Origin of the sequence: Lysinibacillus sp. GJ-1 (genome assembly GCF_021166035.1) — a bacterium.
In the GTDB taxonomy this organism is placed as follows: domain Bacteria; phylum Bacillota; class Bacilli; order Bacillales_A; family Planococcaceae; genus Lysinibacillus; species Lysinibacillus sphaericus.
The window spans coordinates 4,602,674-4,619,242 of sequence record NZ_CP088912.1 but is presented as its reverse complement, the minus strand read 5'-3'; the positions used below and the strand labels follow the sequence as shown (position 1 = coordinate 4,619,242).

General features: G+C 36.8%; 15 protein-coding genes and 1 pseudogene. 11 read left to right on the top strand and 5 right to left on the bottom strand.

What is annotated here, in order from left to right; translation table 11 throughout:
* Window positions 1–28 precede the first annotated feature (28 nt).
* Window positions 29–478 carry a phosphate-starvation-inducible protein PsiE gene (psiE, locus tag LO754_RS23040; protein WP_024364447.1) on the bottom strand — a complete coding sequence of 150 codons (450 nt, stop codon included), beginning with the start codon at window positions 476–478 and terminating at the stop codon, window positions 29–31.
* Between the two features lie 263 nt (window positions 479–741).
* Here psiE and LO754_RS23035 point away from each other — a divergent pair, with 263 nt between their 5' ends.
* Complete coding sequence (locus tag LO754_RS23035) at window positions 742–966, top strand: hypothetical protein (RefSeq protein WP_024364446.1); 225 nt, start codon at window positions 742–744, stop codon at window positions 964–966.
* Window positions 967–1,176: 210 nt separating this feature from the next.
* On the opposite strand, the gene guaC is transcribed toward LO754_RS23035, so the two are convergent.
* Window positions 1,177–2,160 (bottom strand): GMP reductase, encoded by a 984-nt coding sequence (gene guaC / locus LO754_RS23030; protein ID WP_231785328.1) that lies wholly within the window; start codon window positions 2,158–2,160, stop codon window positions 1,177–1,179.
* A gap of 291 nt (window positions 2,161–2,451) precedes the next feature.
* On the opposite strand from guaC, the gene LO754_RS23025 reads away from it, so the two are divergent.
* On the top strand, window positions 2,452–2,874 hold the full coding sequence (locus LO754_RS23025) for a VOC family protein (RefSeq protein ID WP_024364444.1): 423 nt from the start codon (window positions 2,452–2,454) through the stop codon (window positions 2,872–2,874).
* Between the two features lie 300 nt (window positions 2,875–3,174).
* Here the strand turns inward: LO754_RS23025 and LO754_RS23020 are convergent, their stop codons facing one another.
* Window positions 3,175–5,124 carry a methyl-accepting chemotaxis protein gene (locus LO754_RS23020; RefSeq protein ID WP_231785327.1) on the bottom strand — a complete coding sequence of 650 codons (1,950 nt, stop codon included), beginning with the start codon at window positions 5,122–5,124 and terminating at the stop codon, window positions 3,175–3,177.
* Between the two features lie 246 nt (window positions 5,125–5,370).
* Between LO754_RS23020 and LO754_RS23015 the strand changes: the two genes are divergently transcribed.
* Window positions 5,371–5,745, top strand: coding sequence for a VOC family protein (locus LO754_RS23015; protein WP_024364442.1), 375 nt, complete (start codon window positions 5,371–5,373; stop codon window positions 5,743–5,745).
* A gap of 115 nt (window positions 5,746–5,860) precedes the next feature.
* Here the strand turns inward: LO754_RS23015 and LO754_RS23010 are convergent, their stop codons facing one another.
* Window positions 5,861–6,607 carry a hypothetical protein gene (locus LO754_RS23010; RefSeq protein ID WP_231785326.1) on the bottom strand — a complete coding sequence of 249 codons (747 nt, stop codon included), beginning with the start codon at window positions 6,605–6,607 and terminating at the stop codon, window positions 5,861–5,863.
* A gap of 281 nt (window positions 6,608–6,888) precedes the next feature.
* On the opposite strand from LO754_RS23010, the gene LO754_RS23005 reads away from it, so the two are divergent.
* From LO754_RS23005 to LO754_RS22970, 8 genes and pseudogenes are all read left to right on the top strand, one after another.
* Window positions 6,889–8,055: an acyl-CoA dehydrogenase family protein gene (locus tag LO754_RS23005; protein WP_231785325.1), complete on the top strand. Its 1,167-nt coding sequence runs from the start codon at window positions 6,889–6,891 to the stop codon at window positions 8,053–8,055.
* 35 nt (window positions 8,056–8,090) lie between these two features.
* Window positions 8,091–8,960, top strand: a complete 870-nt coding sequence (locus LO754_RS23000; protein ID WP_024364439.1) for a transporter substrate-binding domain-containing protein — start codon at window positions 8,091–8,093, stop codon at window positions 8,958–8,960.
* Between the two features lie 72 nt (window positions 8,961–9,032).
* Window positions 9,033–9,782: an amino acid ABC transporter permease gene (locus tag LO754_RS22995; RefSeq protein ID WP_231785324.1), complete on the top strand. Its 750-nt coding sequence runs from the start codon at window positions 9,033–9,035 to the stop codon at window positions 9,780–9,782.
* 9 nt (window positions 9,783–9,791) lie between these two features.
* Window positions 9,792–10,496, top strand: coding sequence for an amino acid ABC transporter permease (locus tag LO754_RS22990; protein ID WP_227665391.1), 705 nt, complete (start codon window positions 9,792–9,794; stop codon window positions 10,494–10,496).
* Window positions 10,497–10,509: 13 nt separating this feature from the next.
* The gene (locus LO754_RS22985) at window positions 10,510–11,265 is read left to right on the top strand and encodes an amino acid ABC transporter ATP-binding protein (RefSeq protein ID WP_231785323.1); all 756 of its coding nucleotides are present in this window, start codon (window positions 10,510–10,512) and stop codon (window positions 11,263–11,265) included.
* A 243-nt stretch (window positions 11,266–11,508) separates the two neighbouring features.
* Window positions 11,509–12,246: pseudogene (locus LO754_RS22980) on the top strand (DUF4184 family protein).
* 293 nt (window positions 12,247–12,539) lie between these two features.
* Window positions 12,540–13,952, top strand: a complete 1,413-nt coding sequence (locus tag LO754_RS22975) for a TIGR00366 family protein (protein WP_231785322.1) — start codon at window positions 12,540–12,542, stop codon at window positions 13,950–13,952.
* A gap of 27 nt (window positions 13,953–13,979) precedes the next feature.
* Entirely contained in the window at window positions 13,980–15,149 is a 1,170-nt protein-coding gene (locus LO754_RS22970; protein ID WP_025220870.1) for a M20 metallopeptidase family protein, read from the top strand.
* A 175-nt stretch (window positions 15,150–15,324) separates the two neighbouring features.
* On the opposite strand, the gene LO754_RS22965 is transcribed toward LO754_RS22970, so the two are convergent.
* Window positions 15,325–16,515, bottom strand: coding sequence for a coenzyme F420-0:L-glutamate ligase (locus tag LO754_RS22965; RefSeq protein WP_231785321.1), 1,191 nt, complete (start codon window positions 16,513–16,515; stop codon window positions 15,325–15,327).
* Window positions 16,516–16,569 lie beyond the last annotated feature (54 nt).

Sequence of the window (16,569 nt, the reverse complement as noted above, 5' to 3'; positions counted from 1 at the left end):
AGAAGAAAGACGTTAAAATTTTTTCGTGTTAATCCTTTTTCATTAGGATGGATGAACGGACGGGTCTTTCTAAAGGTGTAATATTAATAATAAAATAGCTAATAATTAATATTAAAATAATAAGGGCATAGATTAATGTGTTAATGGCATGATCGTGTTCGACAATGATTAAGCGAATCATCGCTGTAATCCCTATATAGATAAAGTATCGTAGCGGGAAATGGTAATCCTCTTTAAAGTACTTAATAATCATTGTAATAAATTCAAAATACAAAAAGAAAATAAGAATATTTGCTAGGAAAAGTTTGTAGTCACTAGTACCGCCTTTTAATAAGATGTTTAGAAACTCAATGAGCTCTTTCATAAGCAGGAAGGACAGTATAAGTGCTAATAATACAAGGCAGACGTTGAGAAATAATTGTAAAGATTTTGGGACAGCTTTTACAAGTTGTTGATACGTATTATGCTTGTGATTCATGTAATTCCTCCATCTTCTTATTTAAACATAATAATTATCTTATAGAATATGAATAAAACGTCGAAAAGAGAATAGCAATTTCACAAAAATTTGAGTTATTTGGTGTATTTTCTTACTTTTATTGAATATAACATGATAACGTAAACAGAAGATGCGTAATACTGTAAATAACTGTATAGTATTGTAAAAGAAAGTTTTTAAAAAATTTAGGCTGTATGATAAAATAGAGTTGCATGAATATAAAATAAAAGGGGTTTTTTTAAATGGCAAAATCAGCAAAATCTGATGCAAAAATTACACCAGAGCGTTTAGAAGAGGCGTTAAATGTTCGTGACCGTCTTATTATTGAGTTATTAGTTCAAGTTCTTGACGAGAAATTAGTCATTGAACGTCCTGTATTACGTGAGCGTTTAGGTAACCTTGTAGACCTTTCTGATCATGATGCAGAATTACAAGAAACTTTACATGCTGTAATCAACAAGCTGTAATATCTAATCTTTAAAGGCGATTAGTAAAGCATAAAGATGTACTTCAAACAGGCAAGCTCCTTTGGGGGCTTGTTTCTTTGTCTATGGGATATTTCAAGTGCATTGTGTAGAGTTATCAACTTTCGCCATAATCGTATGAAAAGTGAAAAGTACCCTATAAGATAGATTGTTGTCTATCCTATAGGGTACTTTACGTTAAGCTAATAGTGCTTAGTAAACTTTATCGCCATTAAAAATTGAATTTTTTACAATAACGTAATCTACGTTGCGAATAGCCTCTAGCTTCGTGCCACCAGCATAAGAAATAGATGATTGAAGGTCTTGTTGCATTTCAATTAACGTATCTTTTAGGCTACCTTTATGTTCTACAAACATTTTTTTACCTTCGACATTTTTCTTCTCACCTTTTTGGAATTCTGATGCAGAGCCGAAGTATTCTTTTACTAATTTGCCATCGATTTCAATCGTTTCACCTGGCGATTCCTCGTGACCTGCAAATAAAGAACCGATCATGACCATTGAAGCACCGAAACGTACAGATTTCGCAATATCACCATTTGTGCGGATACCACCATCCGCAATAATTGGTTTCGTTGCAGCTTTTGCACACCAACGTAGTGCTGCTAATTGCCAACCACCTGTGCCAAAACCTGTTTTAATTTTTGTAATACATACTTTACCTGGTCCAATACCAACTTTTGTAGCATCTGCACCAGCGTTTTCAAGCTCACGTACTGCTTCAGGTGTACCAACATTACCAGCAATAACAAAGCTATTTGGTAAATGTTGTTTAATATGTTGAATCATACGAATGACAGCGTTTGAATGACCATGTGCAATATCAATTGTAATAAATTCCGGAACTAAGCTAGCACTTGCTAATTCTTCTACAAATGTATATTCCTCATCTTTTACACCGACACTAATGGAAGCAATTAAGCCACGGCTTTGCATATCTTTAATAAAGCTAATACGCGTTTCAGGGTTGAAACGGTGCATAATATAAAAGTAACCGTTTTCAGCAAGCTTAGCGGCAATACTTTCATCAATAATAGTCTGCATATTTGCAGGGACTACAGGTAATTTAAATTTGTGTCCGCCTAATGTAACAGATGTATCACATTCTGATCGACTGTTTACAATACATTTTGCGGGAATTAGTTGAATATCTTCATAATCAAATACGTTATCCATTATATACACTCCTAAAATACGAATATTTTTCGATGTTTATTTTAAATTGTTCGCCATTTGGTAATTTACATGATTTTCAATGAAAAGTCAAAGATTTTATCAAAATAAATAAAAAATAGACAGTTGGAGACAAGAAAGGTACTAAAACATAGAAAAGCATATCCTTTTTTGACAGTATAATATGAATGTTAGAAGTAAAACTATGGAGGATTTCCTAATGGTAAGACTAGCTTATCGTTCGCTATCTAAGTACAATAGAGTTGTTTCATAAATGACAGAGGAGTGGTGAGCATGGCAGTAGAGGTGTATTTAATTTTCAATGGCAATTGTCGAGAGGCTGTAACATTTTATGAGCAAGTTTTTAATACGGACAAGGCTGAAATTATGACATTTGGAGATTCACCAAGTGATCCAAGCTATCCATTACCAGAGGAAGCGAAAAATCTCGTTATGCATACACGCTTATCCATTTTAGGCAGTACGGTAATGTTTTCGGATACATTCCCAGGTTCACCGTTTACCATTGGTAACAATGTCACATTAGCTGTTGTAACAGATGATGAAGCGCAGTTACGACAAGCGTTTGAAAAACTGAAAGAGGGTGGCAAAGTGACGATGGAACTTCAAGAAACATTTTGGAGTAAATGTTACGGTTCACTTACAGATAAGTTTGGTATCGAGTGGCAGTTTAGCCATGAGGAAAAAGCTAGATAGGAAAATTGAAATAGGCTGGGACAAAAGAGAAAAAGTGTTAGATTGAACCTAATCAATCTAACACTTTTTTGCGATGTCGTTGTTGTCCGCTACGACGATGCTTTCCGCTCAGCACCGTAAGCCGCAACCCTTGCTAACGCTCGGAATGCCCGCGTCTTACATGGTGTGCTGTTCCTGCCGGAGTCACCGTCTCCGCTTGAACACTTCTCTTTATTGCAAAGCAAGAAGAGCCATAAATAGCGAAAATTTATGACCACCTTTTCTCTGTTCCTTAAATTTTTTTAGTTATGTCCCAGCCTCTTAATATTTAAAACGACCTACAAAGCTTTGTAACTCGTCCGCCATATCGAGTAAAGCTTTAGCTGAGGATGTCATCTCCTGCATAGAGGACAATGTTTGTTCAGTTGAAGCGGCAACTTCTTCAGAGGCTGCTGCATTCATTTTTGCATGATCAGTTAGCTCGATTGCCGTTGCAGTAACTTCTTCCACTACAGCTGATATTTCTTGAGCAGATGCAGAGATACCTTCCATTTTCGGTGCAATATTACGTAAACTTTCAGTAATGCTCGCGAATTTTTTACTTGTATCTTCTGATAGCTGTAAACCTTCATGTACATCAGAAGAAGCTTTGATCATCGTTTCCACCGATTTAGCCGTATCTTGTTGAATCCCTGTAATAAGCGAAGAAATTTGCTCAGCAGATTGATGTGATTGCTCGGCTAATTTTCTTACTTCATCAGCTACGACAGCAAATCCTTTACCGTGCTCGCCTGCTCTAGCAGCCTCAATCGCAGCATTTAATGCTAGTAAATTTGTTTGGTCGGAAATCGCACTAATGATTTCTAATATTGAACCAATTTCTTTTGTCCGATCATAAAGCGACTTAATCATTCTGTCTGATTGTGTCACGGATTCATTAATTGATACCATTTGATTTACAGTGCGTTCAACGGATTGACCACCTTCCTCGGCTTGCACAATCGCATGGTTAGAAAGGTCTGTCACTTGCATTGCGCTATCTGCTACTTCAACGATTCCTTGTGCAATTTCTTCGATGGAGATAGCATTTTGGTCGATACCTGTTGTCTGTCTTTCTGCACTAATCGCTACTTGTTGCATCGCTTGTGAAACCTGCTCAGAAGAAGCAATATTTTGCTCTGCGTGGGCAGATAATCCTTGTGCGGATTCTTGTACATGTTGGACGCTGCGGTCAACATTGCGAATAAGGTTTTTCAAGTTCACTTTCATTGAAATAAATGCTTCACTAAGTAAGCCAATTTCATCCTTAGAGTGAATTTCGATAAATTCCGTTAAATCGCCTTCACTAATTTTTAAAGCACTATGTTTTAGTCGATTAATTGGATTTACGACAGAACGAATCATAATCAGCATAAACATTACACCCACAACAATGGACACCGCAATAATGATTAAGTTCATATTAAATGTTGTAGCGGCTGCCTTTGTCGCTTCAGCTGTGAACATTGTACCAACAAGTTTCCAACCCGTTAGTTCATTTGTGATAAATTGTAGCTGTCGATCAGCTTCTAAAATTGTGCCACTATCCTGTTCATAAATTTTAGCGATATAACTTTCAGTAGCCTTGGAACCACTTTCTTTATCACGTTGAGAAATATATAGTTTGTTGTTATCTAATAGTGAGGCAAAGCCTGTTTTTCCAATACGAATATCATTCGTAAGGGCACTTAATGTAGATATATTGAGATCTAATCCGATGACTCCAGAATTATCTGGCAATGCTTGTGTAATTGTAATAACCATGTCACCAGAAGCTTGTGAAATATAGGGTTCTGTAATCGTTACCTGCCCTTTGTTGTTTACTGCTTGTGTATACCAGGGTCTTTTTCGTGGGTCAAAGTCACTTTGATATTGCTGAGCGGGCTCATCGAGAATTTTGCCCTCACTTGTCCCAAAATAGACAAGTTCAATCTCTGGATGCATATTTACGTATTCTTTAAATAGTGACTTAAGCTCCGGCACTTTACTTTCTTGTAGGTAAGATTGATTAAGTTTCTTAGTAAAATATTGAATGTCCTCAATCTTTGGCTTAATTGTACTAGTAATATTCGTATTAAGCATACGAATACTTTCGTTTGTACTTGCTTGTTGTTCCTTAGAAATTTGCTTCTCTGCACTTTGATAAGAAATGATACCGATTAATAAAGTTGGGATGAGAAGCATTGCTAAGAATGAAAAAATGAGCTTTTTCCGTAAACTTAGTTTTGTCAATTGTATAATCCTCACTAAAAATGTTTTATTGTTATTGTTCTATACTTTTCCCCAAGAAGGTAAATAATAGACGACTAGCTAATTTTAACAAATATACAATAAAAGTTAAGCCCTTATCGGTTTTTATTTTTAGATAATTGATCTTATCGAAAAAATATCTCAAAACTTGAAAAACATTCTTTGTTGATAGACATAGAAATGTTCTAATTGATGTATACTATTGCTCAGAAGAGGAGGGAATTTGTAATGATTCAACAAATTGGACAAGTAATGTTATATGTAAATGATCAAGATGCAGCTGTCGCGTTTTGGACTGAAAAAATAGGATTTGTAGTAGTAGCTGATAATAAGGAAGCAGGGATGCGTTGGATTGAAATTGCTCCTACAAAGGATGCCCAAACGTCATTCGTACTGCACAATAAAGAAGTAATTGCAAAAATGCAACCGGAATTAAATTTAGGGACACCTTCTATTATGTTTTACGCTGATAATATAACTGACATGTATCAAGATTTCCAAACGAAAGGAATTAAAGTAGGGGATTTAGTCATGATGCCAATCGGTAGAGTTTTTAACTTTGCGGATCCTGAAAACAATTACTTCGCTTTAGTGGAAAAATAAAAAAAGGGGGCTTTAAACCCCTCATTACTAAAAATCCGTAGGGCTGTCTACGGATTTTTTTATATAAACCCCAAAGTAGTTCTATTTCCAGAGGGCTACCTGTCTTAATGAGCGTTTATGTTAAATCCTCACCATAAATGGCTACAGATTGTCGATCAACGACAAACTCCCGACCATTCCATTTTAAAATGTTTTCAACATATCCTAACCCATCCGCATGATATCTACCCGCAATTTCTTGATAAGCTAATAGTTCATATGTGCCATCACGATCAAAATCAACAGGGTATAATCCACTGATAGGGTCAACCCAACCTTCAATCGGTTGCTTTAATGTGCCATCTTGATTATAAATTTCCGCTAAGTACTCGGGTCCTTTATATTGTAAATCAAGAATATATTGCTTTTTAGGATTAAAACTCCGCACGGATGCTTTATAGTTATTTAAGTAGTTGACTGAGTAAGTTAGTTTATTATTAAATGACTCGGTATCAAATATTGAACGTACTTTGCCGTTTATAGATGAAAAAATTTCACCGTTAATAATTCCTCCACTACCACCAGTATCAGAAATCACCATAATATCTTCTATATGATCTCCAGTAAAATCTCCGAGAAAAATGGTAGGACTATAGCCAACGTTTTCTTTCAGCCCAATTTGTTCGAATTGCCGTGTCTGCCCGTAAAAGATGACAAGTGTAATGTTTTTCCAGAGCGGGCTATCGGGTGTTTTAGTACCCATTAAAAATACAGTTTCAAAAAAACCATCACCGTTAATATCTCCAAATTTTGTTTGAATAATTTGAGGAGCCATTTGGGTCATGTTGATAGTACTTGGAGATGGATTTAAATTATTGTTCATTTATACACCTCTTTCTTAGTGTTAGCATATGTTTTGAATACAGCTTGGTGCATAAAATAAGTTGTGAAATAAAAGAGGGGAATAATTCCTATAATACTTACTAAAAAACTTGTGATTAGCCCATTGACAATTAACCATGTTGAAAGTATCATAATGTCAATGAATCAGAAAATTCAGTACCACAAGTTATCTCACTACTTAATGTAGGTAGAGATTTTTTTAAACCGTTAATTCTTAGTAAATATATATGTTTTATATAATTTGGGAAGAAGGAGATTTTTGTGAAAGAGTTATTTATTAAAACGGAGCGTCAGCGTTACTGGCTAGAGCAGTTGGCTTCAATTGCAGAGCCAATCAAATCGGAGGCTGTAGAAGTCGACGAACAGTCCCGGTTTCCATTTGAGGCATATAAGCTACTATTACAAATCGGCTATCCAAAACTAACTTTACCGAAACAATATGGAGGAGAAGGATTATCTGTTTACGATATGATTCTCGTTCAAGAAACATTAGCTAGTTACGATGAAAACGCCTCTCTTTCACTCGGATGGACATTAGGTGTTGTTGGCGAAATATATGACAAAAAGCTATGGGCTGAGGATTTACTCCAAAAATTCGCACAGAAAGTACAACAAGGTGCCATTATCAATCGAGCTGTCAGTGAATTAGCAACTGGTAGTCCAACGCGAGGTGGCAGTCCAGGAACAAATGCCGTATCGACAGCGGATGGCTGGTTATTAAATGGCCGTAAAATATTTACGACTGCATCGCCCGTACTCGATTATTTCTTAACGTCTGCTTGGATTGAAGAAAAAGGGCAAATTGGCTTTTTCCTCATTCATAAAGATGTAGCAGGGCTATCAATTGAAGAAAATTGGCAAATGTCAGCGATGCGTGGCACAAGCAGTCATGATTTAGTATTACAGAACGTAGTGGTTCCTACTAATCATTTAGTAGAATTGCCGAGTCATCCAAGTGGTGGCAAGATTAATGGCTGGATTTTGCACATCCCTGCAACTTACTTAGGGATTGCACAGGCAGCGAGAGACTATGCGTTACATTTCGCTAATCATCATCAACCAAACAGTTTAAATGCCCCGATTAGCACATTACCAAATGTACAGCAGTTATTAGGAGACATTGAATTAAAGCTACATCAGGCACGTTTTGTCCTTTATGGCGTGGCAGAGGCTTATGATGATCCAACAAGACGACATACTTTAACGAATGAAATGGCGGTTGCCAAGCATACGGTGACGAATATTGCGATTGATGTCGTGGATAAGGCGATGCGCGTTGTTGGAGCAAAAAGTTTACAGCTTACGAACCCGTTACAACGCTATTATCGTAATGTTCGTGCAGGATTACATAATCCACCAATGGATGATATGACGATACTAAAATTAGCGACAGCTGCCATTGAGCAACAAAAATTATCTGATCAGTAATCATATAATCACTTGAGATGAAGGAGAAATGACATATGTTTAAACAAAAGAAAAAATTATTTCAAATTGCAGCAGTCGGGTTGGCATCTCTTGCTATTTTAGCAGGATGCAGTTCGGGCGAAGCTTCTAAAAATGAAACAGAAGATGGGGTTAAAGTACGTACTGTGAAGGTAGCATACGATCAAGCATCTAAACCGATTAGCTATATTGACGATAAAGGTAATCCAACAGGCTACGACGTGGAAGTAATGAAGCTAGTAGATGAACTATTACCTGAATATAAGTTCGAATATGTTGGAACTACAAGTGATGATTTATTAATCGGTGTAGAGCAAGGAAAGTACCAAGTCGGTGTGAAAAATGCATTCTTCACGCAGGAACGTACAGAGAAATTCATTTTCCCTAAAGAATTTTTAGGATTAAGTAGTGCAGGTTTAGTGCTACGCAAAGAAGATGAAGGGATTAAAACATTAGCGGATTTTGCGTCAAAAGGATATTCATTAGCGCCGATTGCTGCTAACAATGCCCAGTATACAATTATCGATGAGTACAACAAAGCAAATCCTAACAACAAAGTAAAATTACAAGCAGGTGATGCCTTTACTGTCGATGTTGTGCAATGGGTAAATGAAGGGCGCGTTGATGGTGGTGTCATGATTGAAGGTCCATTTAAGCAGCAAGTATTAGCGGACGATGGCGCTTATCATAATTTGAAGGATGAGGTTGTTTATAACGAATTTGCAGTGATTAAAACATGGCCACTGTTCAATAAAAAAGAACAAGAATTTGCGGATGCTTATGATAAAGCGATTGCCCAAATTAAAGAACAAAAGAAAACAAGTGAATTAAGTAAAGAGTTTTATGGCCGTGATTTATTTGAAGTGTTAGAAAACGTAAATCGATAATTTTTAAAAGGCTGCCTGAGTCAAGTTACTCAGCAGTCTTTCTTAATAAACGGAGAGCGAAGGCGTTGAAATTTGGCTGCCTTTAGTGAAGACATTGATAAAGTTGGTGAGGAAATGGAGAAGTATTTTGATGCATCGTACATTTGGAACGCTATTCCCTTATTATTGCCGTTTTTAAAAGTAACCTTTTTAGTTGCAGGGTCTTCCATTGTACTAGGTATATTCTTCGGCTTATTATTAGCCGCTGCAAAGTTAAGTTCAATGAAGGTATTACAAAAAATGGCGAATTTATATACAACTATTATGCGTTGTACGCCATCCATTGTTCTATTATTCCTTGTTTATTATGGGGTACCTGCATTAGCAGAAAACATCGGTTTAAATCTTCATGCGATAGAGACAGCCTTCTTCGTCGTCGTGACATTTACATTGCAGTTTGCTGCAATTATGTCTGAGGTGATTAGGTCTTCCTATTTGGCTATTAATAAGGGACAGTTTGAAGCTGCTGTTAGTGTAGGGTTAACACCGTTCCAAGCTTATCGCCGCATTGTTTTCCCTCAAGCGCTTGTAATCGCATTACCAAACTTCGGAAATGCCATGATTGCGTTATTACAAGAAGGAGCATTGGCATACACAATTGGGCTAATTGATATTGTTGGTAAGGCTAATTTAATTATTGCAAGTAATATTAATGCCCATGCATTAGAAATCTATATCGCACTTGCGATTTGTTATTGGGTACTATCGATTGTGATTGAAAAATTCTTTGCTATGTTAGAAAAGTTTTTTGGCAAGGGAAAAAGAACGTTAGAAACAACGTAAGGGGGCGTAATGATGAACTACCAATTTTTAGTTGAAACCTTTTTTGTAGCATTATCGGGTGTACCGATCGCACTCCTTGTAACGGTTGTTGCATTACTCGTTGCTCTTCCACTTGGCTTTTTATTAGCACTGACACGCATTAATAAAATTCCGGTTATACATCATCTAGCAAAGATTTATGTATCCTTTGTTCGAGGTACGCCCATTATTATTCAGATTTTTATTATTTATAGTAGTATTCCACTCATATTAAAAATGGTTTTTGAAAAATATCATATTACCTATGACATTTATAAAATCAATCCAATTTGGTATGCATTTATCGTGTTTGCTTTTAGTACAACAGCTATTTTAATAGAGGTATTCCGTTCGGCACTTGGTACTATTGAAAAGGGTCAGCTAGAGGCGGCACATGCAGTGGGTTTAACGACATTTCAAGCTTATCGCCGAATTATTATTCCACAAGCATTAGTAGTGGCGATGCCGAATATTTGTACAGCAACAGTAAACCTAATAAAAGCGACGTCATTGGGATATGCGATGTCCTTACCAGAAATTACATTGAAGGCAAAAGTTGCTGCAAATGTGGGCTACAATTATGTGGAAGCATATCTTGATATATTCATCGTGTATTTAATTTTATGCAGTACGGTTGAATACTTGTTTAAGCGATACGAGCAACATTTGAGCAAATACAAAGTGGCAAATGCCTAAGGGGTGAATCTTTATGTTAACAATCAAAAATATTCATAAATCATTTGGCGATAATGAAATTTTAAAAGGTGTAGATTTATCGATTGATAAAGGTGATGTAGTTGTTATTTTATACTCGAGTGGCTCAGGTAAAACGACTTTATTGCGTTGCATTAACTTTTTAGAAAAGGCAGACCAAGGGCATGCGACATTCGGTACAATCGATGTGGATTTTCAAAATGTCAAAAAGAAGGACGTCCATGCTATTCGTCAACGTGTAGCGTTTGTATTCCAAAATTATAATCTTTTTACGAATAAAACAGCTTTAGAAAATGTGACAGAAGGACTTGTTATTGGCCGAAAAATAGCAAAGGCTGAAGCGATTGAAATCGGTAAAAAAGCGCTTGATAAAGTAGGGCTGTCAGAAAAATATGATGCTTATCCAAGTCAGTTATCTGGCGGTCAACAGCAGCGTGTTGGTATTGCCCGTGCAGTGGCCTTGAACCCAGATATTATTTTATTTGATGAGCCGACTTCTGCCCTTGACCCAGAACTAGTGGGAGAAGTATTGACGGTTATGAAGAACATTGCGAAAGAGGGCACGACAATGCTTGTTGTAACGCATGAGATGGGCTTTGCAAAGGATGTAGCTAACCGCGTTATTTTTATGGATGGTGGGGTTGTTGTCGAAGAAGGAAGCCCACATGATATATTCGTTAGCCCGAAAGAAGAACGGACGAAAAAGTTTTTAAAGCGTGTGATACCAGAGGATTATACATTTTATATTTAAGGTTTTCATTGGAACTAGTGAAACGTTATTAGTTGCAGGGATGTAGCTCTAGTTGTTGTAATATCTTTCTTCGGACAGATGATTTACGTTTTTATTTGTCATTGCGTCCTATAGAATTTATACTTTTACTTGAAAAAAGGTTCAATTCTTGTAGGCATAACAAGGAGTTGAGCAACAGTTTTATTCGGAAAGTTTTTGAGAACTTACAGTAAAAGCTAAATTTTCAAAAAGGGGTTTACAACAATGCCACTTACTTTTGCACATCCCGCTGCCGTATTACCGTTCTCAAGAAAAAGTAAGTATATTCATTTTTCTGCCATGGTTATCGGTAGTATGGCGCCAGACTTTGAGTATTTTCTAAGAGGCTAACCTAAGGGTGAAATAGGTCATACTTTTATGGGGTTTATTACGTTCAATCTACCGTTAGTAGCTTTCATCTACTTTATCTATCATTTCTTTATACACCAAACCTTCGTTCATTATTTGCCTAATATACTACAAGATACTTCTACAAATAGAGTAGATTCCAATAAATTGTTGAAATTAGTCGTGTTTATTTATTCTGCCTTGTTTGGCATGCTTACTCATGTCGTATGGGATTCCTTTACACATATAAATGGTTATATGGTGCTTACTTTCCCTACAGTATTTACTAAAATCTATCGTATTTATGGTTTTGATCTACCTTTGTATAAGTTTTTGCAACATGGTAGTACATTACTGGGATTCATTTTGATATTTGGTTATATGTATTTCAGAGCATTATCTCAGAGACATAGAAATGCTACCGTTGGTGTTACACATAAAATTATTTATTGGTCATCCTTATTCGTAATGACATGTTCATTAGTAATTAGTTGGTATGTCATTGACCATGTTCCTTTTTTAAATTATGGCATTCTTGTTGTAAGAATAATCGATTCTTTTTTTATTAGTTTATTCGTCATATCAATCTACTTAAAATATTGGCTAAAAAGGTAAAGTACTGAGATTTATCTTTAAAGAGACTGTTCTGGTAAATGGGACAGTCTTTTTTGTTGCTGAAAGGAGCGTGGGATTTTGGCTATATGAAGGGAGCATCTTTCAATTTTTTATTAAACAGAATTATCAAAAAATATTGACATTTAAGTTTTCTTTTTTTATATTTTTACTAATATATTTCCGTTTATCGGAATTAATTTCCGTATAGTGGAAATGTATATGGTGGATTTTTTGTCTTATGTAGCAAGTTGCTACTTTAAGGTTTTGTACTACGAATGCAAAGGGGAGAGAGGATGGCAAATCTACAAGAGAATCATAATGTTGAAGAGCCGAAAATCAAGGGGATTAATGCGTTTGTTTTAATGTTTATTATTATTTTAGTTATGAGTGTCCTTACGTATATTATTCCAGCTGGTCAGTATGATCGAGTTGAAATAAACGGGCGTATGGTTGTAGACCCTGAATCATTTCACTATATAGATTCGAGTCCAGTCGGTTTCCTTGAAATATTCAATAGTGTCCATTTAGGGATGCTAGAAGGTGCTTCCATTATTTTATTTGTTTTCTTATTTGGGGGAGCGCTTGGTATTATGCAAAAAACGGGAGCGATCGATTCATTTATTAAAGTAATGGCTTCTAAATTTGGTCAGAAGGAGTACGTGTTAATTCCAATTCTGATATTAATCTTTGGTAGTTTAGGAACATTAATCGGTTCAGCAGAGGATACACTTGTGTATATTGCCATCATTATTCCATTAACGATGGCTCTAGGAATGGATGCCATTACAGGCTTTGCAATTGTCATGTTAGGGACATTAGCAACTGGTTTTACATCTGGCATTACCAATCCATTTAACATCGGCGTTGCTCAAACGATAGCTGAATTGCCAATGTATTCAGGTATGTCTTATCGCATTATTGTATTTGTTGTGTTCTATCTTTTAACAGTAATTTATATTATTCGGCATGCAAAAAAAGTGAAAGAAGACCCAGCGAAAGGAATCTACGGAAAGTTTAAGAGAGAAGAAACGGTGGAACTATCTTTAGACTTTAAAATGAGCGGTCGTCATTTATTGGCTTTGCTGGTGTTGTTAGCGAATTTTGTTGCATTAATTGTCGGGGTTATTAAGTTTCAATGGTATATCAGTGAAATTGGTGGCGTATTCTTATTAAGCAGCATTATTATGTCGGTAATTTGTAAAATGAGTCCAAATCAAATGGCTGAAGGCTTTATTTCAGGAGCGCGAGATATGGTGGAGGGTGCTTTAATTATTGGCTTTGCTCAAACAATCCTCGTTATTACGACATCGGGTGGCTTAATTGATACTATTTTACATTTTGTAGCGAATGCAGTCAGTGTACTACCTGCTTCTATTAATGCAGTAGGCATGTTCTTGCTACAACTGTGTTTAAATTTCTTAGTGCCATCAGGTAGTGGACAAGCTGCTTTAACAATGCCCATTATGACACCATTAGCTGATTTAATTGGTGTAACAAGACAGACAGCCGTATTGGCTTTCCAATTTGGAGACGGTATATCGAATATGGTCATTCCTACAAGTGGTGTTTTGTTAGCAGGTTTAGCAATCGCAGGTATTCCATTTTCCAAATGGTTTAAATGGGTTTTCCCATACTTCGTTATTCAAACGACGTTAGCCATTATTTTATTAGTTATTGCGCACGTTATGAATTACGGCTCGTTTTAATTTAGAGAATGATAGGAGGATTTACAAATGATAAAAACAAAAGATTTACATCAACAGGTCATTGCTTGGAGACAGCATTTACATATGTATCCTGAATTATCACATCAAGAGCATCAAACAGCACAGTTTATCTATGAGCAATTAATAACATTCCCACATTTAGAAGTAAAACGGTTAACAGAAACGAGTGTTTATGCATGTTTAAAAGGGACGAAGACGGAGGGGCAGGGTCATACGATTTTATTGCGTGCAGATATTGATGCATTGCCAATTGAAGAAGAGACCGATTTGCCATTTAAATCAAAAAATCCAGGGGTGATGCATGCTTGTGGGCATGATGCACACCCAGCGATGTTATTAGGTGCTGCGAAAGTATTAGCTGAACGGGGTACAGATTTCAATGGTGAAATCCGTTTTATTTTCCAGCATGCTGAGGAGGTAACGCCAGGGGGAGCTGCTCAACTTGTGTCATTAGGTGTTGCGGATAATGTAGATTATGCATTTGCATTACATGTAAGCCCGGATTATCAAGTCGGTCAATTTGCCATGAAGGATGGAAAGTTTACGGCAGCTGCAGATGATTTTGAGATTAAGATTTACGGTCGAGGTGGACATGCTTCGACGCCAGAGGTTGCAATTGATCCGTTATTGATTGGGTCAGAAATGGTTGTGGCATTGCAAACTATTGTGTCGCGTAAAGTACCAAGCATTCATGCTCCGGTTTTAACGGTAGCAAAATTTCATTGTGGTACAGCTTTAAATATTATTGCGGATACGGCTGAGCTTGGTGGTACAATTCGTTCGCTTGATGCGACAGTACGTGTGGAGGCTCGTCACCATTTAGAGAAGATTGTCAATGGTATAGCGTCCATGCATGGGGCTAGAGTAGATATTAAATGGGAACTTGGTTGTCCTTCTGTAACCAATGACAAGGAGCTTACAGCTTTATCTCGTCAAATAGCGGGGGATATTGTAGGGGCAGAAGGTGTACAGGAATTACCTGCACCAATGTTTGGAACAGAAGATTTTGCCGATTTTTCAGAGATTGTTCCTTCTTCAATGCAGTATATAGGGGTGCATAATGAGGATTTTGGTGAAGCCTATCCTTTGCATCACCCTCGCTTTAAAATTGATGAGGATGCCTTGATTTATGGTGTTCGCTATTTTGAAAAAATCGCACGGACATTATGCCCTTAAAACCATCACCAGTGTGGGTGTTTGAGTGTATTGGTGTAAAGTATCTAGTAGTTAATTGGAGTGATGTATGGAGACGCCCGCGGAAAGCGCCCGCAGCGGAAATCAACGGCAGTAACTATCTACAACAATAAACACCCACCTTATGCAGGCGGGTGTTTATCGTTGTTATCGCGTATTATTTTGTATAGTTATCAAAATAACCTTGAATATAAATCATTGGTGTTCCTTTATCGCCTGAGCCTGAAGTTAGGTCAGAAAGAGAACCGATTAAGTCTGTTAATTTACGAGGTGTTGTACCTTGAGCGGCCATTTGACCAGTTAAATCTTCGTCTTTATTTTGAATATATTCAGAGATAGCTGTTTTTAATTCTTCTCCGCGAAGATCAGCAAAATCATTATCTGCTAAGTATTTTAATTTTACTTCATTCGGTGTACCGTCTAAGCCTGCAGTGTAGGCAGGTGAAACAACAGGGTCAGCAAGCTCCCAAATTTTACCCACTGGATCTTTGAATGCACCATCTCCATAAACCATTACCTCTACTGTTTTACCAGTAGCTTCTTTGATTTTTGCTTGGATGCCATCAACGATTGGTTGGCAAGTATGTGGGAATAGTTTTACACTTTCCTCAGTTGCTTTGTTTGAGCCAAGTAGACCGTATTCTGCATTAAAGCCAGAACCATTAATAGATTCAGCTAAAATATTATCTAACGAAAATACCTTTTCAGCACCATTCGTTGTTAAAATACGTTTTGTACGGAAGCGAGTGTGAATATCGCAAGTTAGTACACTTTTTGTATAGGCTAAAATTGTTTTTGGATTGTTTGAGAAGATGACTTCACAAGCTGCACCTTCAGCTTCGATTAATTCTTTGTAGTATTGAATATAATCTACACCTGTAAATGTGTGTTTTTTATAGCCGAAATGCTCGCGGAACTCAGCTTCTGTTAAGGTATCAGTCCAAGGATTAATACCTTTAACATCTAGTTCGTCGATATCAACTAAGTGGTTGCCAACTTCATCCGATGGGTAGCTTAGCATTAAAACGACTTTTTTTACCCCTTTCGCAATACCACGTAAGCAGTTTGCAAAGCGATTACGGCTTAAAATTGGGAAGATCACACCAATTGTATCATCACCAAACTTAGCAGCTACATCCGTTGCAATGTCATCGATTGATGCATAGTTACCTTGTGCACGGGCTACAACAGATTCTGTTACTGTCACAATATCTCGATCCTCAATTGAATAGCCTTCCACTTTAGCAGCGTTTAGTACTGTATCGACAACGATTTGTTCGATGTTATCGCCTTCGTTAATAATCGGACCACGAAGACCTCTTACCACTGTTCCAACTACACGTTCCAAAATAATCTCTCCTTATTAAATAGCTATATGTTAATTTTTAATGAGATGAATAAA